Source organism: Mucilaginibacter sp. P4_A11 (genome assembly GCF_056402535.1).
The window spans coordinates 61,480-86,011 of sequence record NZ_JBFUHE010000001.1; the positions used below are offsets into that span (position 1 = coordinate 61,480).

General features: G+C 42.2%; 23 protein-coding genes. 11 read left to right on the plus strand and 12 right to left on the minus strand.

What is annotated here, in order from left to right; all coding sequences use genetic code 11:
* Nucleotides 1–62: 62 nt before the first annotated feature.
* Together gldD and AC1DUD_RS00255 are read right to left on the minus strand one after the other, a co-directional pair.
* Complete coding sequence (gldD, locus tag AC1DUD_RS00250) at nt 63–641, minus strand: gliding motility lipoprotein GldD (RefSeq protein WP_477369903.1); 579 nt, start codon at nt 639–641, stop codon at nt 63–65.
* Nucleotides 638–1,444: a shikimate dehydrogenase family protein gene (locus AC1DUD_RS00255; RefSeq protein ID WP_477369906.1), complete on the minus strand. Its 807-nt coding sequence runs from the start codon at nt 1,442–1,444 to the stop codon at nt 638–640. The genes gldD and AC1DUD_RS00255 overlap by 4 nt, the downstream gene beginning before the upstream one ends.
* A 223-nt stretch (nt 1,445–1,667) precedes the next feature.
* Here AC1DUD_RS00255 and AC1DUD_RS00260 point away from each other — a divergent pair, with 223 nt between their 5' ends.
* Nucleotides 1,668–4,520, plus strand: coding sequence for a response regulator (locus AC1DUD_RS00260; protein ID WP_477369909.1), 2,853 nt, complete (start codon nt 1,668–1,670; stop codon nt 4,518–4,520).
* 593 nt (nt 4,521–5,113) lie between these two features.
* Here the strand turns inward: AC1DUD_RS00260 and pyk are convergent.
* Together pyk and AC1DUD_RS00270 are read right to left on the minus strand one after the other, a co-directional pair.
* Nucleotides 5,114–6,553: a pyruvate kinase gene (gene pyk, locus AC1DUD_RS00265; protein WP_477369912.1), complete on the minus strand. Its 1,440-nt coding sequence runs from the start codon at nt 6,551–6,553 to the stop codon at nt 5,114–5,116.
* A gap of 65 nt (nt 6,554–6,618) precedes the next feature.
* A complete protein-coding gene (locus AC1DUD_RS00270) occupies nt 6,619–7,038 on the minus strand; it encodes an IPExxxVDY family protein (RefSeq protein ID WP_477369915.1) in 420 nt (139 codons plus the stop codon).
* A 154-nt stretch (nt 7,039–7,192) separates the two neighbouring features.
* Here AC1DUD_RS00270 and AC1DUD_RS00275 point away from each other — a divergent pair, with 154 nt between their 5' ends.
* The 3 genes from AC1DUD_RS00275 to rnc are packed head-to-tail and all read left to right on the plus strand — an operon-like array spanning nt 7,193 to nt 9,439.
* Entirely contained in the window at nt 7,193–7,429 is a 237-nt protein-coding gene (locus AC1DUD_RS00275; protein ID WP_031266521.1) for an acyl carrier protein, read from the plus strand.
* 20 nt (nt 7,430–7,449) lie between these two features.
* Entirely contained in the window at nt 7,450–8,703 is a 1,254-nt protein-coding gene (fabF, locus tag AC1DUD_RS00280) for a beta-ketoacyl-ACP synthase II (protein ID WP_477369917.1), read from the plus strand.
* Between the two features lie 10 nt (nt 8,704–8,713).
* Nucleotides 8,714–9,439, plus strand: a complete 726-nt coding sequence (gene rnc, locus AC1DUD_RS00285) for a ribonuclease III (protein ID WP_110586156.1) — start codon at nt 8,714–8,716, stop codon at nt 9,437–9,439.
* 16 nt (nt 9,440–9,455) lie between these two features.
* Here rnc and AC1DUD_RS00290 read toward each other — a convergent pair whose 3' ends face one another.
* Complete coding sequence (locus AC1DUD_RS00290) at nt 9,456–10,265, minus strand: hypothetical protein (RefSeq protein ID WP_477369921.1); 810 nt, start codon at nt 10,263–10,265, stop codon at nt 9,456–9,458.
* Nucleotides 10,266–10,500: 235 nt separating this feature from the next.
* Here AC1DUD_RS00290 and AC1DUD_RS00295 point away from each other — a divergent pair, with 235 nt between their 5' ends.
* From AC1DUD_RS00295 to nadD, 3 genes are all read left to right on the plus strand, one after another.
* A complete protein-coding gene (locus tag AC1DUD_RS00295; RefSeq protein ID WP_477369925.1) occupies nt 10,501–11,376 on the plus strand; it encodes a YicC/YloC family endoribonuclease in 876 nt (291 codons plus the stop codon).
* 92 nt (nt 11,377–11,468) lie between these two features.
* On the plus strand, nt 11,469–12,050 hold the full coding sequence (gene gmk / locus AC1DUD_RS00300; protein ID WP_477369928.1) for a guanylate kinase: 582 nt from the start codon (nt 11,469–11,471) through the stop codon (nt 12,048–12,050).
* A gap of 90 nt (nt 12,051–12,140) precedes the next feature.
* Nucleotides 12,141–12,713, plus strand: a complete 573-nt coding sequence (gene nadD / locus AC1DUD_RS00305) for a nicotinate (nicotinamide) nucleotide adenylyltransferase (RefSeq protein WP_477369931.1) — start codon at nt 12,141–12,143, stop codon at nt 12,711–12,713.
* A 46-nt stretch (nt 12,714–12,759) separates the two neighbouring features.
* Here nadD and AC1DUD_RS00310 read toward each other — a convergent pair whose 3' ends face one another.
* From AC1DUD_RS00310 to AC1DUD_RS00320, 3 genes are all read right to left on the minus strand, one after another.
* The gene (locus AC1DUD_RS00310; RefSeq protein WP_477369934.1) at nt 12,760–13,299 is read right to left on the minus strand and encodes a DUF4199 domain-containing protein; all 540 of its coding nucleotides are present in this window, start codon (nt 13,297–13,299) and stop codon (nt 12,760–12,762) included.
* A 111-nt stretch (nt 13,300–13,410) separates the two neighbouring features.
* Nucleotides 13,411–13,878 carry a response regulator transcription factor gene (locus AC1DUD_RS00315; RefSeq protein ID WP_477369937.1) on the minus strand — a complete coding sequence of 156 codons (468 nt, stop codon included), beginning with the start codon at nt 13,876–13,878 and terminating at the stop codon, nt 13,411–13,413.
* 139 nt (nt 13,879–14,017) lie between these two features.
* On the minus strand, nt 14,018–14,389 hold the full coding sequence (locus tag AC1DUD_RS00320) for a hypothetical protein (protein WP_477369940.1): 372 nt from the start codon (nt 14,387–14,389) through the stop codon (nt 14,018–14,020).
* Between the two features lie 167 nt (nt 14,390–14,556).
* On the opposite strand from AC1DUD_RS00320, the gene AC1DUD_RS00325 reads away from it, so the two are divergent.
* Entirely contained in the window at nt 14,557–16,503 is a 1,947-nt protein-coding gene (locus AC1DUD_RS00325) for a DUF1800 domain-containing protein (RefSeq protein ID WP_477369944.1), read from the plus strand.
* 17 nt (nt 16,504–16,520) lie between these two features.
* Entirely contained in the window at nt 16,521–17,792 is a 1,272-nt protein-coding gene (locus AC1DUD_RS00330) for a DUF1501 domain-containing protein (protein WP_477369947.1), read from the plus strand.
* Between the two features lie 76 nt (nt 17,793–17,868).
* On the opposite strand, the gene AC1DUD_RS00335 is transcribed toward AC1DUD_RS00330, so the two are convergent.
* Complete coding sequence (locus AC1DUD_RS00335) at nt 17,869–20,442, minus strand: TonB-dependent receptor (RefSeq protein WP_477369950.1); 2,574 nt, start codon at nt 20,440–20,442, stop codon at nt 17,869–17,871.
* Nucleotides 20,443–20,748: 306 nt separating this feature from the next.
* On the opposite strand from AC1DUD_RS00335, the gene AC1DUD_RS00340 reads away from it, so the two are divergent.
* Together AC1DUD_RS00340 and AC1DUD_RS00345 are read left to right on the plus strand one after the other, a co-directional pair.
* A complete protein-coding gene (locus AC1DUD_RS00340) occupies nt 20,749–21,249 on the plus strand; it encodes an RICIN domain-containing protein (RefSeq protein ID WP_477369954.1) in 501 nt (166 codons plus the stop codon).
* A 132-nt stretch (nt 21,250–21,381) separates the two neighbouring features.
* Nucleotides 21,382–21,918 carry a hypothetical protein gene (locus AC1DUD_RS00345; protein WP_477369957.1) on the plus strand — a complete coding sequence of 179 codons (537 nt, stop codon included), beginning with the start codon at nt 21,382–21,384 and terminating at the stop codon, nt 21,916–21,918.
* Between the two features lie 79 nt (nt 21,919–21,997).
* Here the strand turns inward: AC1DUD_RS00345 and AC1DUD_RS00350 are convergent, their stop codons facing one another.
* The 3 genes from AC1DUD_RS00350 to AC1DUD_RS00360 form a co-directional block, all read right to left on the minus strand.
* A complete protein-coding gene (locus AC1DUD_RS00350; protein ID WP_477369960.1) occupies nt 21,998–22,390 on the minus strand; it encodes an HIT family protein in 393 nt (130 codons plus the stop codon).
* Nucleotides 22,391–22,511: 121 nt separating this feature from the next.
* Nucleotides 22,512–22,985: a transcription elongation factor GreA gene (greA, locus tag AC1DUD_RS00355; protein WP_477369964.1), complete on the minus strand. Its 474-nt coding sequence runs from the start codon at nt 22,983–22,985 to the stop codon at nt 22,512–22,514.
* Between the two features lie 276 nt (nt 22,986–23,261).
* Complete coding sequence (locus AC1DUD_RS00360; RefSeq protein WP_477369967.1) at nt 23,262–24,506, minus strand: RNA polymerase sigma factor; 1,245 nt, start codon at nt 24,504–24,506, stop codon at nt 23,262–23,264.
* Nucleotides 24,507–24,532: the final 26 nt, after the last annotated feature.

The following is a 24,532-nucleotide window of genomic DNA, read 5'->3' on the forward strand; positions in this document are numbered from 1 at the left end:
GAAAGAGTGGCGGCGTCAACAATGCCTTCAGCTTGTTTGATTAGTATCTTGCCTCCGGCACTCTACTTCCACTTAAAACTTTTGATCATAACGGCTATATCCTGCTTTATAAAACCAAGCACTGGTTGTATGGAATCAAGCCGGGGTTCGCTGTTAAAATATAGCGCCCCGCGGATGTAGTTATGCACACTATCTGTTAAAAAGAACTGGGCGGATGAAGCGGCATTGCCATCTATCGTGTAATAAATGCCATAAACTTTCTTATCGGAATAATGGATGATACCTTCGTCAATAGATGTGGCTTTTACTGTATGCTTAAAGGCAAAAGTCCGGGCATCTTCCACCAGCTCATTAAATTCCCTTTTTGAGGTAACTGGCTGATAGCTTAAATGCAGTGTAGCATTAAATTGCGGGAACTGCATGTTTACCCAGCAAGGTTTGGCACCACGCTTTTTATCGGGTTCGATATAGGCGTATTTTGGGTAAGTAAAAGTATACGGGCAACCGGCAGTATAGTCCCGGTATTCTTTTTTGGGGAATGCAATACGGTAATAGCCGCGTGGCTTAGGCGAATAGTCATGATTACCTCCGCAGGCAGCCAAAAATAATAATGCCGTTACCAGTAAAGTTACGTACTTCATGGATGTTTCTCCTTTGAGTTCCAGATCTCCCATGATTTTTCGGCCTGTAAAACCAGCATTTCGTAGCCGTTTTTAGTGGCAGCGCCACGCTCACGCCCTTGTTTTAAAAACAAGGTTTCTTCGGGGTTATATATCAGGTCGTATAAAATATGGTCTTCGCCAATAAAGTCATAAGGTATGGGCGGGCATTCATCAACATTGGGATGGGTACCCAAAGGCGTTGTATTGATAATAAGTTTATGCTGCAGGATATGGTGTGGCTTAAGGTCTTTAAACAGTATATTATCCGCATGGTGCGTAGGCTTGCGGGTTACAACCTTATAAGCGATACCTAAATTTTCCAGCACACACTTTACGGCTTTCGCGGCACCACCATCGCCCAAAACTAAAGCATCCTGGTTACCATCGCCAATTAAAGGCTTTAATGATTCCTCAAACCCGTAAATATCGGTATTGTACCCTTCCAGCCTGAAGTCGTGGTCCTTAATCCCAATCTCACCTGAAAATGCTGCCTGGATCGGGCTTTCGGCAGTTACCCTGATGCAGTTTACAGCACCGGCTGTACGGGCATCATGCTCTATCCAATCTAACAAAGGCAACACATTTATTTTATGGGGGATGGTTACATTAAGGCCGCAAATATCGGGGTGCTCGTCAAGCAGGTCTTGCAGATCCTTGATATGTTCAATAGGATAAAGGTCATAACGTGCATCTGTAATGCCTTCGGCTTCAAATTTTTCGGTAAAAAACTTTTTTGAAAATGAATGGGAGAGCGGAAACCCGATTAGTCCGTAGTGTTTCATGGTCAATTTTATAACAATACCAGCCGCTAAAGTAATCAATTATAATTTTAGGCCGGGCATATAGCTTTAATGGCGTAATATTAACAACAAAACAGCCAAATTTAATTATTGATTTAAAAAGAATAAGCAAGAAAATATTCTGGATAAAAGTTATTTATAAGGAAATTTATTTCAAATTAGGTAATATTCGGCCCCGATAAAATTGTAATTTGGCCTCAATATCATGACCCCTATTACAATTTACGCTACCCGTCTTTTCCGAAGGATCATCCCTTTCTGTTTTATTATTTTAAGCAGTTTTACTGCTCAGGCACAAGGTAAACCCAAGGCCAATAAAGAACCGGTATTAAAGATACTCCGGGGCATGAAAAGCCAGGATTCGGCGGCTATGCTTGCAAAAAGGCTTATCGATTCGGCAAGGAGAAATAACAACAAACCTTTTGAGGCCCGCGTATTACTGGCACAGGCTTACCAGGCATACGGCATAGGCAATGAACATGAGGCCTTAATATTTGGCCGCAAAGCTACCAAATTTTCTACCCCGGCCGACTCACTCACCTACGAAAAGGCACCGATAATGGTGGCTTACATGCTTAGCCGCGAAGCCAAAACGGTTGAGGCCTTAAACGTTGCTTTTAAAATATTAAAGGATTGTGATAGCCGCGGATGGAAAGCTTTGAGTATTGATTGCCGTGCCTGTATAGCAGATATTTACCGATCGATAGATAACCCCAAACAGGCACTGCCTTATGCCCAACAGGCTTCAAAAGATGCTTTGAGCATAATGGATACAGCCTCTTATATTTTTGCGCTAAGTAACATATCTAATATACTTTCTGAGCGGAGTATGTCATCGCCGGCTAATTTGACCGAAGCAACGCGGCTAATGGAGCAGGTGCTTGATAAAAAATATGCTCATTTCCTTTCAGATTTTAGCATAGCCCGCTACCAGGGCAACCTGGGCCGGCTATACCTCATGACCAAGCAAGATAAAAAGGCCGAAGACGTCCTGATACAATCGCTGGAAATATCCCGAAAAGGAGATTTTAAAACCCTCGAGAAACATAACCTCAACGAGCTCATGACCATGTACGTTGATCATAAAGAGTTTAAAAAGGCAGTTCAATATGGCGAAATGGCCGTCGCTATCCAGCCTGAGGCGCAAAGTAATATCACCATACAAAAAAACATCTATAACCATTTAACCGATGGTTATAAAGGCATCGGTGATTACAAAAATGCCTTTAAGTACAATTACCTGTATCAGCGGCTTAACGACAGCATTACCGCGCTTGATAAGGCAAGGGACGCTTCAGAATTGGATAAAAAATACCAGGCTGATAAACGACTGCTGATAGCGGCCAATCAAACCAGGCTGGTTGAGGTTCAACGAAATTTTTTAATTGCACTTGCACTGGTTATAGTGATGGTATCTGTTATCAGCTATCGCTGGTTCATTTTAAAAAAGAAAAGAGAGGCGGCCTTGTTTGYAGAGGAGCATAGCCAGCTGGAAAAGCTGGATGCTATGAAAACGCGTTTTTTCGCCAACATAAGCCACGAACTACGTACTCCGCTAACGCTGATCATGGGGCCGGCAACGCAGCTAATGGCTTTTAATAATTATGAACAAGAGCAGCTCAACATGCTGCACACTATAATACGCAACAGCAAAAAGCTGCTTAATATAGTTAATGAATTGCTTGACCTTGGTAAACTGGAAGCAGGCAAGTTAACTGTGAATGCCAGGCCTGTCGCCCTGGCATCATTAATAAAAGCATTGTACCAGGGCTTTACCTCTGCTGCGGAATATAAGGAGATCGATTACAAACTCGTTAGTTCGGTCAATTCAACGCTTTTTGTTTCGCTCGATCAGGAAAAATTTGAAAAGATAGTTAATAACCTCATAGGTAATGCTATCAAGTTTACGCCACACGGCGGTGTCATTATTATCTCAGCTATGATGAAGTTGAATATAATAGAATTTAGTGTGGCCAATACCGGAACAGGCATTTTGCCCGATGATCTGCCGCATATTTTTGACCGTTACTACCAGGGCAAACGTGATACCGCACCGCTGGAGGGCGGGACAGGTATTGGCCTTGCTATAGCCCGCGATTTTACAGAACTGATGGGCGGCCGTATCACTGTAGAAAACAACTGGGGAAAGGGCGTATTATTTAAGGCTGACATTCCTCTTGAAATTGCCGGGGAACAGGCTAGCGGACCTGCTGTTGACGAAAGTACTTTTAATGTAACCTGGCATGAGCGGGCAAGCACCAGTGAACAACTGGTTTTGCTTGTGGAAGACCATCATGAAATGGCTGCCTATATTGCTGATATATTGCGTCCGTTGTACCGGCTCATTACCGCCAACAATGGCCGCGAGGCGCTAATTAAATTGCAGGAACTTACTTTAACACCCAGTTTGATCATATCAGATGTGATGATGCCTGAAATGGATGGTTTTACCTTGCTTGAAACCCTGAGACAAAGTCCGGCTTATTGCAACATCCCGGTGATCATGCTTACTGCGCTGGCCGATACACGGCATAAGCTCAAGGCGCTTCACACAGGTGTTGATGATTACCTTACCAAGCCCTTTTTAAGCAGCGAACTACTTGCACGCGCAGCCAACCTTATTAATAACGCTGCGGCCCGCTCCGGTGTTACCCATTCTGATGATGACGACCTGATTCCTTTTGATAACAGCCAGCAGGCTGAACCATCAGCGGAGAAGTCCGATGCGATACTTTCACCTGCCGATTTATCCTGGCTTGAGGAGTTGGAAGCCCAGGTGCGAAAATATACCGGAAAAACGGATCTTACCCTTGCCGCACTGAGTTATGAGATGGCTATCAGCGAACGGCAACTATTTCGCCGGATAAAATCAATTACCGGGCTTACACCTAATAAATATATTCGGGCCATCCGGTTACAAATAGCACGCGAGGCCATTGAAAGCGGCAAGTACCGCACTATTGCCGAAGTATCTTATGCCGCAGGATTTGACACCCCGGCATACTTCAGTAAATTGTTTAAGGAACATTATGGACGTGATGTTAACGAATTGCTTTAAGCGTTACGTTTGACTATCATTTTAGTTAGTCTTTTTAGTTTTCAGGTATCTTTTAACTCAAACGGTGATTTTTTTAACATAAATGGCGGTTTTGTGAAGTTAAATGGCAGTTTTATTATGTTGCTTTTGGGCAGATTTGCGGGATACAATCCCCCTAAATAATGACTGTGACTTTTAATGAGGATAAGCTCGGTGCCGATAGCAAACAAAACGGTACAATCCCAACCATCGGCAAAGCAGCTACAGCGATATGCCCAAGGTGCAAAAACAAATTTTGTGACCGGATAAAAAGGGCCGCGATTGTTAAACTATTGCTTCCGAAATTGGCTGTAAAACGTTACCGCTGTGCCAAATGTCTCAATCGTTTTTATAAACGGGGATAAGTGTATCTAATGAAACATCTACCTTTTATTTTTTAGGATAGCAAAAGAGATCGGACTTTCAATCTAAACCTGAATTATGTCTGATTTTAATTGTGCTTTGCCGGTTTACCTTCGGGTAGCCGGCATTGTTTTATTGCCTATATCTCAACAAAAAAGCCCGCCAGTTATCCCGGCGAGCCTTCTTCATTAAAAGTAAGATCTTAAATGTCCTTATTCAATAACACTTAATTTAAGCGTATTGGTTTTTCCTTGTTTAATAATAGGTGTAGAAGCTGTATTAACAACTACGTCGCCTGCTTTAATTAAACCTTCGGCCTTAAGCAGGTCGTTAACATCAGCTATGGTTTGGTCGGTACTTTCCAGCTGATCATAATAAAATGCCCTCACACCCCAAACAAGGCTAAGCGCATTTAACAATTGTTTGTTTGACGTAAAGATATAAGTACTTGCTTTAGGCCTGTGGCTTGATATCTCAAATGCTGTATAACCTGAGGTAGTCATGGAAACAATGCCCACTGCATTGCTTTGCTCGGCAATATAAACGGCTGATTCACAAAGTGCGTTGCTAAGGAAATATGGAGACGAGGTATCCTTGGTCACTGCTTCTTTAGGAGCATTAAACGGATAACCAAGCTCTTCAACGTTACGAACAATTTTGGCCATAGTTTCGATAACAATAACCGGGAACTCACCAACAGATGTTTCACCACTTAGCATCACCGCATCAGCACCATCTAATACAGAGTTAGCAACGTCATTTACTTCAGCACGGGTTGGGCGTGGTGTAGTAATCATTGACTCCAGCATCTGGGTAGCTACTATAACCGGTTTTGAAGCTGCACGGCATTTACGGGCAATCATTTTTTGCAGCAATGGCACTTCTTCAAGCGGCATTTCAACACCAAGGTCGCCACGGGCAACCATTACGCCATCTGTAGCAGCAATGATGGCATCGATATTGTCAATAGCTTCCGGCTTTTCAACTTTAGCGATAACTTTAGCTGCCGAACCGCTGCGTGCTATAATACGCTTCAGGTCGATAATATCCTCGCCTGTACGCACAAAAGAAAGACCGATCCATTCAACATCCTGTTTAAGGGCAAATTCAAGGTTGATCAGGTCTTCATCGGTTAAGCTTGGGATTGATACTTTGGTGTTGGGCAGGTTAACACCTTTACGTGATGTTAAAATACCACCGTGAACAACCTCACATATAACTGTATCAATTTTGTTAGTTTCAATAACCCTTAACTGTAATTTACCATCGTCAAGCAAAATAATCTCATTTGCCTGCACATCCTGTGGGAAGGTATCATAAGTAATATAGATTTGCTCATCATTACCAATGCACTCATGTGTGGTAATTTTGATGTGCGTTCCGTTAACTAAATGAATACCGCCATCCTTTACCAGGCCTATGCGGATCTTTGGGCCCTGTAAATCGGCCAGGATGCCTACGTTTGTTTTGTATTGCTCGTTAATCTCACGGATAAGATCGATCACTACCTTATGATCTTCGGGCTTACCGTGCGAAAAATTAAGACGGCAAACGTTAACACCTGCCTTGATCATCGCTAATAAAACATCTTTTTTAGCTGATGCCGGCCCCATGGTGGCAACAATTTTTGTACGATTATAGTATAGTTCCATATTATTCGGGTTAAAACTGGAGGATATTTAATGATTGTAAAACCAACACCTTTTTAAATTCGGCGCTAAAATAACAGATTTTCCCGTGATTTTATTTTTTTTGGGTCAATCTTTACTGCTGCTACTATCTCTGGTATTTTATTGAGCGAAGAGATGATTGTATCAAGCTCATTATCATCTATATAGTTGCGGATCATTAAAAAATAGTCGGCACTTTTTATTTCAGGCACGAGGTAGCCGTCTGAGCCTTTATTGCCAATAAAGAAGAAATCTGTTTCGGTGGTTTCCCATGTGTAGCGGTATAGTGAAAACAAAACAGGCTCCGCCCCGGGATAAATATCTACTTCCAGGTCATCAGTTTTTGAGAAATTAAAATTTAAGTACTTGTTTATAAGAAAACAAACCCTATAATCTTTAAGTGAGCTTGTTACTGCAATGAGCACAAAATCAAAATCGATCTCAAACTTTAAAAATTTCCTGTTCAAAATCATTACTTTTACGCCGTCAAAATTACTAATACAAACTGTTTCAATAAAATTTTGTTTAGAGATTTATATTGTAAAAGTTTTAGATTTGTTTATTGACAGAATTTATTTTTCTTTGCACTGAATTTTTATTAATCATTAAACTATAAAGACTATGTCTGATATCGCTTCAAGAGTAAAAGCTATTATCGTAGAAAAACTGGGTGTTGACGAAAGTGAAGTTACGCCAGAAGCGAGTTTCACCAATGATCTTGGTGCCGACTCGTTAGACACCGTGGAATTAATCATGGAGTTTGAAAAAGAATTTAACGTGGCTATTCCTGACGATCAGGCTGAAACTATTGGTACTGTTGGCCAGGCAGTTGCTTACCTTGAAAAAAACGTTAAATAAGAACTCCCTAACTGGATTAAATGGAGTTTAAAAGAGTTGTAGTAACCGGGCTTGGAGCACTTACTCCTATTGGTAACACTGTTTCAGATTATTGGAACGGACTGATCAATGGAGTAAGTGGCGCTGCCTTGATCAAAAGTTTTGATACCGAAAAATTCAAAACTAAGTTCGCGTGTGAAGTGAAAGGCTTTGACGCGGATGGTTTTTTGGGCCGTAAAGACGCCCGTAAATTGGATCCCTTTGTACAATACGCCTTATTCTCAACAGAAGAAGCCGTAAAAGACGCGGGATTAGATTTTTCAAAACTGGATACCAGCCGCATTGGCGTTATCTGGGGTTCGGGTATTGGTGGTTTAAAAACCTTCCTTGATGAGGTTACGGCCTTTGCTAAAGGCGATGGTTCACCACGTTTTAACCCGTTCTTCATCCCTAAAATGATTGCCGATATAGCCCCCGGCCATATATCTATTAAATATGGTTTACGCGGTCCTAACTTCACAACCGTTTCGGCATGTGCTTCATCAAATAACTCATTGATCGATTCATTTAACTATATCCGTTTGGGTAAAGCTAATATGTTCATCAGCGGTGGTTCTGAAGCTATTATCAACGAAGCCGGTATAGGTGGTTTTAACGCTATGCATGCATTATCAACCCGTAACGATGACCCGGCAACGGCATCGCGTCCTTTTGATCTGGACAGGGATGGTTTTGTGGCCGGTGAAGGTGCAGGTACTATTATTTTAGAGGAGTTAGAGCATGCTAAAGCCCGCGGCGCAAAAATATACGCCGAAATGATTGGTGGCGGCATGAGCGCCGATGCTTACCATATGACAGCACCTCACCCTGATGGTTTAGGAGCTGCCCTGGTTATGCGTATGGCCCTTGAAGATGCTAACCTTACCCCTGCAAATATTGATTATGTGAACGTTCATGGCACATCAACCCCAATCGGTGATCCGCAGGAAATTAAAGCAATACAGGATGTGTTTAGCGATGATATTTACCGTATCAACATTAGCTCAACCAAATCAATGACAGGCCATTTGCTTGGTGCTGCCGGCGCGGTTGAAGCTATTGCATCGATACTGGCATTGAAAAATGGTATCATCCCTCCAACCATTAATCACTTTACTGATGATCCGACTTTTGATCCTAAGATCAATTTCACTTTCAATACCGCCCAAAAACGCGATATTAATATTGTGCAAAGCAACGGATTTGGTTTTGGCGGACACAATGCTTCTGTAATATTTAAAAAGTACGAAGATTAATTGTGGTTTGATGCCTATCAGTCGGTTCTACAAGCTTTATATATCACCCAACAGAAAGTATGTTAAAATTTTAAAGAATTTGCTCGGCTTTGTGCCGGGCAATTTGTCTTTATACCGAATGGCTTTTCGCCATAAGTCGGTAGCGCAAAACATCAAGAAAGGGGTGAAGAACAGTAACGAACGCCTTGAGTTTTTGGGTGATGCCGTTTTGGGCAGTGTTGTTGCTGAAGTGCTTTTTAAATTATATCCCTATGAAGATGAGGGGTTTTTAACCGAACTGCGCTCAAAAATAGTGAGCCGTGTTAACCTCAACGCGCTCGGAAAGAAACTTGGCTTTGATAAGCTTATTGAATATGATAACCGAATGCTTAACTCAAGCAGGCAGGGGTCATTGCTGGGAGATGCTTTTGAAGCCCTGATTGGTGCAGTTTATTTGGACAAAGGGTATGACTTTACTAAAAATTTCCTGATCAATCACATCATAAAACCTCATATTGATATTCATACCCTTGAGCAAACGGAAACAAATTTCAAGAGCAAGCTTATTGAATGGTGCCAGCGCCATGGCCGCGACATCATTTTTGAACTGGTAACTAATCAGGATGGTGAAAGTACCAAACTTTTTACCGTACAAGCCAATGTTGATGGTGAAGTAATGGGCTCAGGCAAGGAATTCAGCAAAAAGAACGCCGAGAAACTTGCCGCCGAAAAAGCCTGCGAAGCTTTGGGTATTTAACTCAAGATACCTTTGGTTAAAGCGGTGGCTGCTTTTCCTTTTTAAGCTCCACCGGTCCTTCTCCCAGCTTTACGGCGGTATCAGGTACGATGAATGTAGGGCTGTTTAGTTTCTCCAGCTTTTCTTTATCACTGCTGTTTTTGTAATACTCATACGCCCGTATGGTATGCTTGATGAGGTCATAATCCGTCCACGCTTTAATATCCTTATATGTAGGCGTATAATAGTTCATGAACTTGCGGGCAAGGCTGTCTGTAGCCAGGCCGGTATATTGCTTCACAAATGGGATGTTGTAATGTTTATGGATCTCGGCCTGTTCCAGTTCACTCTGTGCATTTTGCGCGAAACGGCGTGCGCGGTTAGGCGTTGTGCCCAAAAGCTCGTAAAGCCCGGTTACCGGGTTGCTCAAAAAAGATAATACCGGCGGCTTTCCATTGTAAGTAGAACCTTGTTTCTTGTAATCTTTCAAAACCTCGTTTATCTCCTGCCTTTTGGTTTGGCCAACAATTTTCACTTCGTCAAGCTTTATAATAGGCTGCATATAAACGGGCATGTCGCTGTTGTTCAGCACCACAATTTTTTGCGGGGTATAGTCGTCCCTGCTAAAAAGCAGCGTGTCGCCAACGCGGGTTTTTATACTGAACCAACCTACATCATCACTAAGTATGAGGGTTTTGGTGTTCAGATCTTTAACAAAAACTTGTCCTACGCGCTCATTAGTTACCTTTTTGGAGATAACACCCTTTACCGTAAACTCCTGGGCCGAAACATGAACGGATATAAGGCATAAAACGCCTGTTACAAGCAGGTATAAATAGTTGCGCATCAGTGATAATTGAACGTAAATATAGGAACTGTATTTTATTCCAAATGTGAAAAAGTGTTAAAGGGGAGAGGAAAGGAGTCGGAAAGTCGGGAAGTCCGAAAGTGTGAAAGCGTAATACCGCACTTGAAAAAGTGGATTTTTACCAAAAAATCTAAAAAACATCCTGTTATTCTGACTTACGGACTTCCCGACTTGCGGACTTTCAGACTTTCCAACTAAAACCCTATCTTTGCGCATGATAAAATCCATGACAGGGTATGGAATTGCCAGTTTCGATTCGGGCAATACAAAATATACCGTAGAGGTTAAATCCCTGAATAGCAAATTTTTAGAATTATCGCTTCGTTTGCCGAAGATCTTTGCCGAAAAAGAGTTTCAGCTGCGTAATGATTGCAGCAAGCTTATTGAACGCGGTAAAGTTAATTTATCCATCAATACAGAGCAGGTAAGCCAATCGGTAAAAGCGGCCGGTATCGATAAAGATCTGCTTAAGCATTATTACAATCAGCTTAAAGATGTAAGTGAGGAACTTGGCGAACCAACAGGTAACCTGTTGCAGCTGGCCTTAGGCTTACCCGAAGTTGTAAAATACGAAGAGGATACCATCTCTGAGGATGAATGGAAAGCCGTTGAAAAAACTTTTCAGCAGGCTATGGCCGCATTTCAGGATTTCAGGGCGCAGGAAGGTAATGTTATTGAACAGGAGATAAAAGGCCGCATCAATACCATATTGAAAAATCTTGAACTTGTTGAACTCGAAGATCCCAAACGGGTTCCATTGATCCGTGAGCGTCTTAATACATTTTTAGCAGAGGCTGCAAGCCGCGAAGCTATTGATCAAAACCGTTTTGAACAGGAACTGATCTATTATATTGATAAGCTTGATATAACTGAAGAAAAGGTAAGACTGAAAGCACATTGCGAGTATTTTATCGAAACCCTTAAAAATGCCGATGCAAACGGTAAAAAACTGGGTTTTATTTCGCAGGAAATTGGCCGCGAGATCAATACATTAGGATCAAAAGCCAATGATGCCAACATCCAGAAACTGGTGGTAGGCATGAAAGAAGAACTTGAAAAAATTAAAGAACAACTGTTAAACGTATTATAGTTCATCAGTTCACTGGTTCATTAGTTCATTGGTTTTTCAAATCTTGTGGACTATGTTACCAATGAACAACTGAACTAATGAACTAATGAACAATGTCCAAAGAAGGTAAACTTATCATATTTTCGGCTCCGTCGGGTGCTGGCAAAACCACAATAGTACATCATTTGCTTGGTAAAATCCCCGAGCTTGAATTTTCTATTTCGGCCACTACACGTGAGCGTCGTGGCGATGAGGTGCATGAACAGGATTATTATTTTATAAGCAAAGAAGAATTTTTGCATCGTATTGCCAAAAAGCAGTTTGTTGAATTTGAAGAGGTTTATACAGGAACTTTTTATGGTACGCTCCGTACCGAGATTGAACGTATCTGGGCAAAAGGTAAAACGGTAATATTTGATATTGATGTTGAGGGCGGCCTGCACCTTAAACGCAAATACGGACCGCAGGCGCTGGCCATTTTCGTTCAGCCGCCATCACTTGAGGTTTTAATTGAAAGATTGACCGGCCGTGGTACCGATAGTGAAGAAAAACTGAAAGAACGCTTCGCCAAAGCAGAAAAAGAGCTTAAATACGCTCCGCAATTTGATATTATACTCAAAAATTACGATCTTGAAACGGCTTGCACAGAGGCGAAGGAATTAGTGAGCGCGTTTATTGGCCCCCCGGCCCCCTGAAGGGGGAGTACAAAAAACTCATTTTGTACACCGGGACTTTTTAATCTACTAAACTTTTAATTCCCCCTTTAGGGGGTTAGGGGGCACCACATGAAAATAGGCTTACTGTTTGGTTCGTTTAATCCTGTTCACATAGGGCATTTGATCATAGCCAATTACATGGCAAACCATACCACACTTGACAAGGTCTGGCTGGTGGTATCGCCCCAAAATCCATTTAAAAAATATGGCGATCTGATCAACACCTATGATCGCCTGGAGATGGCGCGCCTGGCTACTGATAATGCAACTAATATTAGTGTGAGCGATGTAGAATTAAAGCTGCCCCAGCCGTCATATACAATAGATACCCTTGCACATTTAAAGGAAAAGTATCCTGAGCATGAATTTGCCCTCATCATGGGATCCGACAACCTGGGCTCCCTGCATAAATGGAAAAACTACAAGCTGATCCTGCGCGATTATCGCATTTACGTGTACCCGCGCCCTGGCTATGAAAATGCCGAACTGGCCGACCATCCTTCAGTTACCATTACCATGACACCGCTTATGGAACTTTCGGCAACATTTATCCGTAAATCAATCGCCGAAAAAAAGAACGTTCAATTTTTTGTACCTGATCCGGTTTTGAAATTTATTGAGAGCAAAAGCTTGTATAGGTAAGTGACCTGCATACCGTAGGCAGAGCAGCAATACGGTGCATTTTGTTTTAATTAGCAGCTAACTGCGGACTAGCATTTTTGCGCTTTAATACTAATGCAGCTATGAGCGCCATCACCAGGCCCACGGGTAGTATTTCAATATAAGTAAACAAAATAACGCCAAACGGAGTTTTATATGCTTCGGCATAGCTTGCGTACTGTTCTTTTGTTTTAGCAATTTCGGCCGCAGTGGCGCCGTTTTCCTGTGCCTGTTTTAACGTATAGGCGGTTAGCTTCTCCATAAAATTTGGAAAAAACGCGTAATACTCGATAAGCCACGTTAACACGTATATAGTTGACGCGATAAGAGCGATATAAAACCCTATCTGAAACGATTTCCCAAAACTGATCGCCCCGCCGTTATATTTATCCCGGAAATTTTTTACAGCTACGAATATCATAGAAAAGGCAAGGATCATGGAGCCGTATCCCAGCCACATATTACCATGATAGTCGGCATTAATATAACAAGCCGCCGTTGAGCAAACCATCACAATAGTTGTGACCAAGCCTGCTATTGATCCAAAAACAAGTACATTCTTTTTCATATCCTTTTATGTTTTGATGGAACAAATTTGGCGTATCGGAAATTTTTCGGGCTCATACTTTAGGATGATTTTGTAAAATTTCACCCTTTAGTACTAAAGAATGATGCCCGGTTAGGGTATAATGCTAAGCCGCTTTCCCATTTCAATAGCCTGGGTGCGCCGCTTAACCTCCATTTTTTCAAACACCTTTGCCGAGTGTGTTTTGATAGTATTTAACGATACAAACAGCCGCTCTGAAATTTCGTGATTGCTAAGCCCTTCGGCCATTAATTGTAACACCTCAAGCTCGCGCTTACTGAGCCCCAGTTTTTCTACCTCTACATGATTGAAAGTAAATTCAGGGCCGCTATTAATATAAACCTGCTTTTCTATTACTACGGTTTTGGGTTTGGTGAGTTTTAGCGCAAGCCAGATACCAAGCGCAGTAAAAAATACTGCAATGGTGCCCATGTAAACCTCATAAGCATTGTTGGCTATTACAAACTTTAATTCCAGCCATTTTAGCAAAAACAATAGTACAGCAAGGCACAAGCCATATAATATGGTAAGCTTATTTTTTGCCAGCGGGTTTGAAGCCATGTTTTAGTCAACGATTTACCTTAAAATTAGGATATTTTAAACAAAGCACGAAAAGCCTGAAAAACAAAAAGGCCGCCTCTAACGAGACAGCCACAAATAAATCCAGGTAATCCTAAAATCCCCCAAATCCCGGTTCAGATTATTCGTCGTCTTTTTTTGCTGCGTCTTTTTTAGCTTTTTTATCGGCTTTTAGTTTTGCATAGGCTTTTTGCTGTTCAGCAGTGAAAATCTTATTTAAACTGGCATTAGCTCTTTGCTTGATCTTCTGATCGGCCAGGTGGCTTGTATTTTTGTCCTGTTTTAGTTTTTTGAGGCTATCAATGCTCGTTAACTGGGTTAACAGGACGGCGTTAACTTTTTTGGCCTGATCGGCATTCAGTTTCAGATTTTTTTGCAGATGCTCGGTTTTATTGGCCGCTTTTTGAGCTGGAGTTTTTTCAACCTTTTTTTGCGCGCTTGCGCTAAAGCTTAGTCCGCCGGCCAGGGCCAGTATCATTAGTAGTTTTTTCATGGTTCTCTATTTTTTGCAGATAATTAAAGGTATTGACAATATAGCTGAGTTTTGGTTTAAAAAGCTATGTATTTAAGTTTGTTTTACAATTAAATTAAACCAACGGACCTTTTTATGGTCATACGGTAGCATATAAGTTAAATCTTTTAATTAATAACCCGGGAACTATGAAAAAGGCTGTTAAGTACTGGTGTGGCTTTGTTGTATTGTTGTGTTTGTTTACCGTATTTACTGCCTTTTTGCCCGGCTATTCGGATAATGCCGGTTTAAAGTTTCCATATAAACAAGCTGGTCTCACTTCTGAACAGGCTGCAGCCCACTTATTAAGCCGTTTTACCTACGGTGCGACACCCGGTGAAGTAGAAGAGGTTGCCCAAATAGGACCTGAAAAATGGTTTGCTACTCAATTGAATGCGCAACTGCCAGATGATTCCCTTACTCAATTGTTGGATAAATACGATGCCCTAAAGCTTAGTAATGCCGAAGTGCTTACCCAATATCCCAAAGGTGCCCAGGTTTTGCGGAAGGCCGTAAAGGATGGCGTAGTTAACAAAGATTCGGTAAAAACAGATCGTAAAGCTTACCGCGATCAGCTGCAAAACTATATGCAGCAAAACGGCTTAAAGCCCGAACAGGAGCTGTTACGCCAGTTCATCAACCAAAAAATATTAAGGGCTGCTTACAGCAATAACCAGTTGCAGGAGGTGATGACCAGCTTCTGGTTTAATCACTTCAATGTATCTGTTGTTAAAAATGACTGTTCGCAGTTTATCCCCGCTTATGAGCGCGATGTTATCCGTCCTAACGCATTGGGTAAATTTAATGATCTGTTACTGGCTACAGCCAAATCGCCGGCTATGCTGTACTACCTTGACAACTTCAGCAGTTCGGGAAATAATGATAGCGTGAAGCAAGGTAATGGTTTGGTACGTCGCCGGTTAATACAGCAGATGCAAAATACCGATACCGGGCGTTTTGCTAATATGCCTAAATTAAAAAAGGGGAAACAATCACAAGGACTTAATGAAAACTATGCCCGCGAAGTAATGGAACTGCACACGCTGAGCGTTGACGGCGGTTATACACAGCAGGATGTTACACAAGCCGCTAAAGTACTTACCGGGTGGTCGGTTTATCCAATGGGGGCTTACGGTAATGCCGGTCAAAAATTAATAGACCGTATTGGTGAGGAAAAACTGCAAAGCCGGGGCTTTGTACACGACGGCGATTTTTTGTTTAATCCTAACAGGCACGATAATGGTGAAAAAATGGTTTTAGGCCATTACTTTGCTGCCGGAGGTGGTTATGATGAAGGCGTACAATTACTTACCATGCTGGCCCATCAACAGGCTACAGCTAAATTTATATCGAAGAAAATAGCTATTCGTTTTGTGAGCGATAACCCGCCGCAAACCCTTATCGATAAAATGGCCCGCACCTTTATAAATAAGGATGGCGATATTAAACAGGTGCTGATCACGATGGTTGATGCGCCCGAATTTTGGAGCGCCGCAGCTGTGAGGGAAAAAACAAAGTCGCCTTTTGAACTGGCTATAGGTTCAGTACGTTCATTACATGCTGACATTAGCCAGCCCTACCAGTTGTTTAACTGGATCAATAAAATGGGCGAAAAAATGTACTACTACCAGGCCCCAACCGGTTTCCCCGATAAGGGCCAGTACTGGATCAATACCGGTGCGTTGCTTAACCGGATGAACTTTGGTTTGGCCCTTGCATCGGGCAGGATACCCGGAGTAAAGGTTGATCTCGCTGCGCTCAATAATCATCACGAACCCGAAAGCGCTCAGGCAGCGCTCATCACCTATAGTAAAATTATTATGCCGGGCCGAAAGCTTGATGAAACCATTAAGCGGCTCAGGCCAATGCTCAATGATCCGAAACTGATGGAAAAAGTTAACGACGCCAGCGCCAAAACTCCTGTTGCAACCATGGCGCCGGCTACCGATAGCAACGAAATGATGGATCAGCAAGCAGGCCTAAAAGGCAAACGAAAAAATAATTTTATGGCGATGCAAACTGCAACCGGCAATAATTCGATGCTGGCACAGGTGGTTGGGGTAATCATTGGTTCACCCGAATATCAAAGGCGTTAACAGCAGGAGGATAAAACATGGTATCAAGAAGAGGGTTTTTAAAATCGGGCGGACTGGCCCTTTTAGGTGTAGGCTTGCTGGGTGGTATTCCCGGCTTTTTGGCCGAGACCGCCGCGAGCGAGAAGATATTATCGCCATATAAAAAGAAAAAAACGCTGGTTTGTATTTTTCAGCGTGGGGCTATGGATGGGCTGATGGCTGTTACCCCTTTTACTGATGAATATTTAAAAGCTGCACGGCCAAACCTGTTTATGTCGGCAGCAAAAAGCGGTGCCGGAAATTCGCTTATTGACCTGGACGGACGCTTTGGTTTGCACCCGGCTATGAAGGCTTTTGAACCCATGTTCCGCGAGAAGCGTTTGGGTATAGTGCATGGTATTGGCTCACCCAATAATACGCGCTCGCATTTTGACGCACAGGATTATATGGAATCGGGCACGCCTTTTAATAAAGGCACATCAAGCGGCTGGCTCAACCGGGCTGTGGGTTTGCTTGGGCATGATGCACTTACTCCCTTTACTGCGGTGAGCATGACATCAGCCATGCCGCGTTCTTTTTATGGCGATAACCCGTCAGTAGCCATCAGTAATTTACAGGATTTTGCCATCCAGATGCGCGGTAACCCAAACGGTGCTAATATGGCAGCAAAAAGCTTTGAAGACCTGTATGATCAAACCGCATCGGGATTGTTAAAACAAACCGGAAAGGAAAGCTTTGAGGCTATGAAGATGCTTCAGAAAACCGATATTAAAAATTATACTCCAGCCAATGCTGCGGTTTATCCGAACTCGGCACTGGGTAATTCGTTAAAGCAAATAGCCCAGCTTATTAAAATGGATGTGGGCCTTGAAGTTGCTTTTGCCGAATCGAACGGGTGGGATACCCATTTTAATCAGGGTACCGAAAATGGCATCTTTGCCCGTAACGTTGCCGATTTGAGCAACAGTATGATGGCCCTGTGGACTGATCTTGGCACCTACCAGGATGATGTTACGGTAATGACCATGACAGAGTTTGGTCGTACGGTACACCAGAACGGGACAGGCGGTACCGACCATGGCCGCGCTTCCTGTAACTTTATTTTAGGCAATGATGTAAGCGGTGGTCTGGTTTATGGCGATGTAAAGCCCCTTGCCGTTGAAAATCTTGAAGATGGCCGTGACCTTTCTGTAACTACCGATTTCAGAAGCGTATTCAGTTCAGTTGCTGATAAGCATCTCGCTATAAATAATGATCATATGCTTTTCCCGGATTGGAAAGGGGAGCGGGTGAATGTAATGAGGAGATAGGATTAAAAAAGGGTGCTCTTAGAGACTTACGAAGTTTTCAAAACTTCGTAAGTCTGAAACGAAAGGGCAAAAAAATCTACTGAATAGTATAAGTAAGTGTAGTATAATAAAACCCACCGATAGACGGGCCGCCTAAAAATGAATTGTAATATTTATTGGTAAGATTGCTTGCGCCCAGTTTTACATTCAATTTAGTTTTCAGGAAATCATAGTTAATCTGGGCATCGATTGTGCCGTAGTGATCAACATTGCCATTCACTAAAAATGACTGCCAGTAATATCCGCTTTGCCATTTATAAGTTACGTTGAACCCTAAATTACCGGCCACTCTATTACCACCAAAAGAAAAGTTGGTGATCCACTCAGGGGTATTAAAGCCATCTTCCAGCGCGTCTTCATTGGTTGTACGTTGCAATTTAGCGTATGAGGCATTGCCCGATAATTGTAAATTAGCGGGCAAATGATAGGTTAAGCCAATACTGCCACCAATATTGGTAACCTTACTTTGTGAGTTTGTCCATGCGCGGTAACGCCCTTGTTTGGTTTTGTCATTCAGGTAGTAAGGGATTGAATCGGCTTTTTGTGTATTGGGTACATTGATCTCAACCTGGGCTATGAAGTGATCATATTTATTGTAATAAAAATCTGCGTCGGCGCTTAGTTTTCCATCAAAGAACAGGGCTTTGTAACCAGCCTCAAACGAGTTGATATGCTCGGGTTGCAGGTAGGTATAGGGGTTCTTTTTTAATAATCCTTTTTCTTTTTCAATGGCGGTATTGGTTGAAATTCCCTGGTTGAAATCATTTTTAACTGCTGTTTGGAAAGCATCTATAGAGGTGCGCAGGTATGAATTTTCAAAAATGCCGTTTGATACCACGCGTAAACCGCCAATGCGTTTAACCCCGCCACTGTTTACGTTAGAAAAAGCTTCGAAAATACTCGGGAACCGGTAGCCACTTTGGAATGATACTCTAATGTTATGCTCCACTGCCGGCGAAAATACCAGTGTAAAACGCGGGTTCAGTTTCAGGTCGAAGTAATCGTTTCTGTCCCCGCGCAGCGTGGCGGATAATTTGAGCTTATTATCCCAAAGTTCTTTTGATGCCTGAATGAAACCACCTGTTTTGCTGTAATCAAGATTGCTAAATTCCTTGCCCGGTACATAGTTGATAAAATAATTGCCGTCCGGGTGTATAATATAAGTACGGTGATCGAAGCCCGCAAGCAGGTCCAGGCCTGTTTCTTTGATAAAGTCTTTCGATATGGCCTTTGAAACGTCTACCTGTCCTTCTATGTGAAACAAATCATCTTTTACACGTAGCGCCGAGCCTACATCCCAATTATTAATATCGGCCAGTTTATCAAGCGTGTTTTTAAAAGCAGTTGTTCCGGGTTGGTAACGGCCTGCATCTGCAAACTGGCGGGCCTGGTTTAAGGCTTGTTGCACATTTGCTCCTGCCGATGTTGAATTGTTAAAGCCTTTGGTAAAATCGGCATACCAGTCATTATCACTTTTAAAGTTGCGGTCCATGTTTTCGCCTGCCGAGCGTAGGTTATATGATTTGCCCGTATTTTCAATAGTGAGATAAGTACGCACCTGGAAAATGTCGTTTTTCAGTTCAAGCGCATGTTGTTGCAGGGTGTAGCCCTTCAACCTAAAACGGTTGGCCCGTTGGTATATATTATCCAGGTCTCCAAAACGAAAAGTGTAGGTAAGCTGTGTTTTTGGGCTGAATTTATACGCCAGTGCGGCATCCAGTTTTACGTTGTGAAGGCCATAACTCGTCAGATCTTTTTCGGCATAACCAGTACGCGCTACCGAGTATTGCTTGCCGCCAAGGGTAATGGTTTTCCTGTCGGATGACTCATTACCGTAACCATTAATGGGGTCATAAGCCGGGTTCTGCGGGCCGCCGGGAATGCCCAGTTTAGCATTGGCAGCAGCATTTTGATCGGTTGTGTTATCTGCAATCCAATCATAACCGGTAGTATAAGTACCATTCAGCTTAAAAGCAAATTTTGGCGAAAGTACCTCTGCTATCCTGAAACTGGTTTCTGAAAAACCTTTCACACCTGTTTCTTTATCGCCAACATGGTTAATGCCTGTTTTTTGCTGAATAGTAATACCCGGTGAAGTAAAGGGATCTTTAGTGATAAAGTTGGCTAACCCGTTAATGGCATTTAAACCGTAAAGGGCAGATGCCGTGCCGGGAATGATCTCCACGCTTTCAATATCCAGATCACTCGGGCCAAGTGCATTACCAATGGGTGCCCCTAAATGTGGCGCCTGGTTATCAACGCCATCAACCAGCTGAGTAAAACGCACGTTGGTGGTATTGGCAAAGCCGCGGGTATTGATAATGCGGAAACCGAGGCTGGGGGTGATTAGTTGTACGCCTTTTACATTCTCCAATGCATCAAAAAATGATGGTGCTGCCGAAAGTTTAAAAGCGGAGGCTTTGATTTTTTCGATACTCACAGGCGAACGTAAAATGCTTTCGCTGATACGCGAAGCACTTACAACCACTTCCTGAAGTTGTTTCTTTTTAATGTTGACAGTGTCTGCCGGGACCCTTTTTAGGCTATCCTGCGCCTTAACGGCCCAAACAGTGCTTAATAATGGTAAGGTAAGGAGTAGTTTTTTGTTCATTTAATTTTTTGGTTGCGACCTTTTTAAAATAAGCCTTAAAATAGCGTTATATTTTTAAAAGCATAACCATTTTCAATCTTTTAAAGTATTTAATGAGTGGTCTGCTGAGTTTTATATGATTTAATCGCTACCAGGCTATTGTTGGTCGTACTTTTAGGCTAATCCTTACAATAAGTTATTTTTTGAGGTTATTGAGCACTCTGAGTAAAAATGGCACTGCTTTGATACATATCGACGAAAAACTGAATCGATTTGTATAACAGTCGTTTATGGTTTGTTGCTAAATTTGTTTAAATCGATATACCTATGAAAGGATTTGCCTGGCTGTTATGCTTCCTGTTGCCTGGTCTTGCAGCATCGGCTCAACAAATTAAGGGGACCTACGCTATAAAAAATGAACAAACGGGGATGCTGTTACGGGTAAAGGATGCACGTTCAGATAACGGGACCCCACTGGTTGCCTATTATCCTGAAAACTGGAAATGCATGACCTGGGATTTTCAACATGTAGAGGGTAATACTTATAAATTAAAGAACCTGTTCACCAGCAAAACTTTTCAGCCCGTAGCCCAGGCCAATGAGGGAGTAGCACTGGAAGAGCAACCGCTTAATGCTGATAACTCTATCCAGCAATATGAGTTTGAGCCGATAGATAACGATACCTTCCTGATTAAGCTGAAAGGCACCGATCTGTACCTTACCCCATCCGACAAAAAGGGCAGCGTGAACTCAAAAATAATCCTGGCTGAAAAAACTAATACCAAGAATCAGTATTGGGATATCTACCAGCAATCGCCTACTATGTAGGCATCTGGAGAAAGGTATTCTAAATGGGTTTAATTGAATTGATAATCAATGCTTTAAAATGAATTTCGTATATTCATTTCTGGAAATTCAATCAGCTCATCAATTACCATTTCGTTTTAAAACTGATACATCATGAAGCCTTCACTATTACTCGTTACGTTGCTATGCGCATTATTTGTCGGTTGCAAAAGCAACACGGCAAACAATGAGCCCAAAACCGATAGTGTCACTAAACTTGATTTTCCGTTTAAACCACGGTATGATATCCATTGGGAAAAGGGCGATGAAAAGAATGCGCTTATCGTACTTAACTGCCTGAAAAAATACATTGCCGGTGATGTAAAAGGCGCAGCCGAAAACTTTGCGGATACAGTATCGTTTATAGGCGACAATTTTTACTTTAAGGGCAAACGCGACAGCCTGGTGAATATCCTTGCCCGGGTACGCGGCGATATGGTTACCGTTACCAAGGAGTTTGATTCATGGAAGACCACTTATTATCCCGATAAAAAAGATACCTGGGTTACACTTTGGTACGTTGAAAAATGGACTGATAAAAAAGGTAAAAAAGATTCACTTTACTATGTAGATGATGTTTTACTCAAAAACGGAAAGATCCTGGTGTATGATGAAAAGATCAGGCATTTTCCAACGCCGGCGGTTAAGTAACCTATAGATAGCTTCTACGTGCAAACAAAAAAAGCTGCATCAATATATATGGATGCAGCTTTTGTATAAAAATCTTTGATTAACCAATTGCCTGCCTGATCTTTTCGGCGGTAGCGTTAAATTGCTCGGGCGTGAATTTTTGCTTGGGGAGCGAAAAGTTAATACTGCTCATATCATTCATCGGAATAAGATGGATGTGCGCGTGGGGAACATCAAGCCCCATAACAGCAACGCCAACCCGCGGGCAGGGAACGGCTTCTTTTAGGCCGATAGCTACCTTTTTGGCAAATAGCTGCAAGCCGGTATAAGTGTCATTGTCCAGATCAAAAAGATAATCAACTTCCTTTTTAGGGATCACCAGCAAATGTCCTTCCGTAAGCGGAAAAATATCTAAAAAAGCCAGGAATTCATCATTCTCGGCCACTTTATAAGCGGGGATCTCGCCTGCGACTATTTTTGAAAAGATGGTCATGGTGGAGTGAGTGGTTGATTGTGTTGATTGGGTGAGTGGTTGGGTTTTTGATAATCAGGTGAGTAGTTAATTGGGAAATCCGGATAAAACCATTCCCCCAATCAACCACTCCCCTAATCACTTACCTGCTTATTTCCAGGATCTCAAATTCAATTTTACCTGCAGGTACAGTGATCTCAGTTTTTTCGCCAACCTTTTTGCCAAGCAAGCCTTTGGCTATTGGGGATGCAACTGATATTTTACCGGTTTTTAAGTCGGCTTCGCTTTCTGATACCAGCTGGTAACTCATGGTAGCACCATTTTTCAGGTTCTTGATCTTAACAACAGATAAAGCCAGTACTTTTGAAGAATCTATCTTTGATTCATCGAGCAAACGGGCGTTTGCCAGGGTTTCCTGCATCTGTGCAATTTTAGCCTCGTGCAAACCCTGTGCTTCCTTTGCTGCATCGTACTCGGCGTTTTCCGAAAGGTCGCCTTTGTCACGTGCCTCGGCAATAGCTTTTGATATATCGGAACGGCCGGTTGTTTTTAATCTTTGTAGTTCCTCTTTTAATTTTTCTAAACCTTCCTTGGTATAGTATGATACCTCTGCCATAACGCAAAAATTAATTAATATTTATTACTGTTGGTTATCCAAAAAAAACCGCCCTTCCCCATTTATAAGAAAGGACGCAACGCTTATAAAAGCAAACAAGACTATGTAAGCCTGCTGCCTGCATAGTCTTGCTTTTTGGTATTTAACGAAGATAAGTGATTTAAGTTTTATAATCCAAATTTTTGAGGAGGGAATTTTATTGTGCTTATGATATTTAATTTTTATCAAAGATTAACATTGCCATAACTCAAAGTTCTTATTGCCACCTGTTTATCCTTAACTATTCCAGTTTTTTTTTAGCCGATCTATATTAATAGCTATTGTCGCCTTATCATTTGCAGATGTAGCCAACTTCATAGCGGTTTCGTAATGCTGCAATGCTTTTTGGTTATCTATGCCGGTATACAGGTTGCCCAGCAGCGAATAATAAAAATGGTTATTGCTCAGGTTCAGCTTTTCGGCTTCGGCTATAGCGGCTGGTTTGCCGTTTGTTTTGGCAAGGGCGAATGTACGGTTCAGCGCTGCTATAGGCGAATATTCCATGATAAGGAGGTTATTGTACAACTGCAAGATATTCTCCCATTTTTCGGGGATATCCTCTTTAATAGTATGCCAGTAAGCAATGCCAGCCTCTAAATGATATTTAGTTAAAGTTGTTCCGGTTGAGGCCTGGCTTAGGTAATAGATGCCTTTATTAATTAAATCCCTGTCCCAGAGTAATTCGTCCTGGTCTTCATAAAGGATCACGGCGCCATTGTCATTGGTGCGTGCTTCAAACCGCGATGAATGAAAACACATTAGCGCAAACAAGGCATTCACTGCCGGCGTATTGGTGGCATGGTTTTCTATAAGCAGGTAATTAAGCCGCATGGCTTCGGCGCAAAGGTCCTGGCGAAGCGTGATGTTTTGAGAAATAGAGTAATAACCCTCAGAAAACAGGAGGTAAATAGTTGTCAAAACAGTTTCAAGCCGATTGCCGATCTCGCTTAGGGTTGGCTGTTTGATTTGGATGCCTGCTTCCTTCAACTTTTCTTTTGCGCGGTTTACCCGTTTGTATATAACTTCTTTGTTTGCTAAAAAAGCATCCGCAATTTCCTGTATGCCAAAACCACAAAGCAGATTTAAGGCAAGGGCCACCTGCGATTCGGCTGAGATAACCGGGTTACAAACCGTAAAGATCATGGCCAACTGACTATCGGCGATGTTTTTGGTTGATAGATCAATCTCTATTTCACCTGTGCTGTCGGTGGTATATTTTATTTCGGGCGAAAGCTTTTGCTTAAAAATAGTATCCCGTTTCAGGTAGTTTTTGGTTTTATTTTTAGCTACGGTATAAAGCCAGGCCGTTGGGTTATCGGGCAACCCGTTCAGGCTCCAGTTTTCGGTGGCTGAAAGGAAAGTATCGCTCACAATATCTTCTGCGATTTCAATATGTTCGATACCGAAAAGGCGGCAAAGTACTGCTGCAATTTTGCGGTATTCGGTACGGAACAGGTGGGGTAGAAGTTCTTTAGGTTGCATAGGTAAATAAAAACGCCTTTGCAAAA

Excerpts from the sequence above, each read along its gene's own strand:
- AC1DUD_RS00335 (WP_477369950.1), bottom strand. The coding sequence starts at position 20,442 with ATGAACAAAAAACTACTCCTTACCTTACCATTATTAAGCACTGTTTGG.
- AC1DUD_RS00330 (WP_477369947.1), top strand. The coding sequence starts at position 16,521 with ATGGTATCAAGAAGAGGGTTTTTAAAATCGGGCGGACTGGCCCTTTTA.
- AC1DUD_RS00320 (WP_477369940.1), bottom strand. The coding sequence starts at position 14,389 with ATGAAAAAACTACTAATGATACTGGCCCTGGCCGGCGGACTAAGCTTT.
- AC1DUD_RS00340 (WP_477369954.1), top strand. The coding sequence starts at position 20,749 with ATGAAAGGATTTGCCTGGCTGTTATGCTTCCTGTTGCCTGGTCTTGCA.
- gmk (WP_477369928.1), top strand. The coding sequence starts at position 11,469 with ATGTCCAAAGAAGGTAAACTTATCATATTTTCGGCTCCGTCGGGTGCT.
- AC1DUD_RS00255 (WP_477369906.1), bottom strand. The coding sequence starts at position 1,444 with ATGAAACACTACGGACTAATCGGGTTTCCGCTCTCCCATTCATTTTCA.
- gldD (WP_477369903.1), bottom strand. The coding sequence starts at position 641 with ATGAAGTACGTAACTTTACTGGTAACGGCATTATTATTTTTGGCTGCC.
- nadD (WP_477369931.1), top strand. The coding sequence starts at position 12,141 with ATGAAAATAGGCTTACTGTTTGGTTCGTTTAATCCTGTTCACATAGGG.
- greA (WP_477369964.1), bottom strand. The coding sequence starts at position 22,985 with ATGGCAGAGGTATCATACTATACCAAGGAAGGTTTAGAAAAATTAAAA.
- AC1DUD_RS00345 (WP_477369957.1), top strand. The coding sequence starts at position 21,382 with ATGAAGCCTTCACTATTACTCGTTACGTTGCTATGCGCATTATTTGTC.
- AC1DUD_RS00325 (WP_477369944.1), top strand. The coding sequence starts at position 14,557 with ATGAAAAAGGCTGTTAAGTACTGGTGTGGCTTTGTTGTATTGTTGTGT.
- AC1DUD_RS00295 (WP_477369925.1), top strand. The coding sequence starts at position 10,501 with ATGATAAAATCCATGACAGGGTATGGAATTGCCAGTTTCGATTCGGGC.
- AC1DUD_RS00290 (WP_477369921.1), bottom strand. The coding sequence starts at position 10,265 with ATGCGCAACTATTTATACCTGCTTGTAACAGGCGTTTTATGCCTTATA.
- AC1DUD_RS00310 (WP_477369934.1), bottom strand. The coding sequence starts at position 13,299 with ATGAAAAAGAATGTACTTGTTTTTGGATCAATAGCAGGCTTGGTCACA.
- AC1DUD_RS00350 (WP_477369960.1), bottom strand. The coding sequence starts at position 22,390 with ATGACCATCTTTTCAAAAATAGTCGCAGGCGAGATCCCCGCTTATAAA.
- fabF (WP_477369917.1), top strand. The coding sequence starts at position 7,450 with ATGGAGTTTAAAAGAGTTGTAGTAACCGGGCTTGGAGCACTTACTCCT.
- AC1DUD_RS00315 (WP_477369937.1), bottom strand. The coding sequence starts at position 13,878 with ATGGCTTCAAACCCGCTGGCAAAAAATAAGCTTACCATATTATATGGC.
- pyk (WP_477369912.1), bottom strand. The coding sequence starts at position 6,553 with ATGGAACTATACTATAATCGTACAAAAATTGTTGCCACCATGGGGCCG.
- AC1DUD_RS00275 (WP_031266521.1), top strand. The coding sequence starts at position 7,193 with ATGTCTGATATCGCTTCAAGAGTAAAAGCTATTATCGTAGAAAAACTG.
- AC1DUD_RS00360 (WP_477369967.1), bottom strand. The coding sequence starts at position 24,506 with ATGCAACCTAAAGAACTTCTACCCCACCTGTTCCGTACCGAATACCGC.
- rnc (WP_110586156.1), top strand. The coding sequence starts at position 8,714 with ATGCCTATCAGTCGGTTCTACAAGCTTTATATATCACCCAACAGAAAG.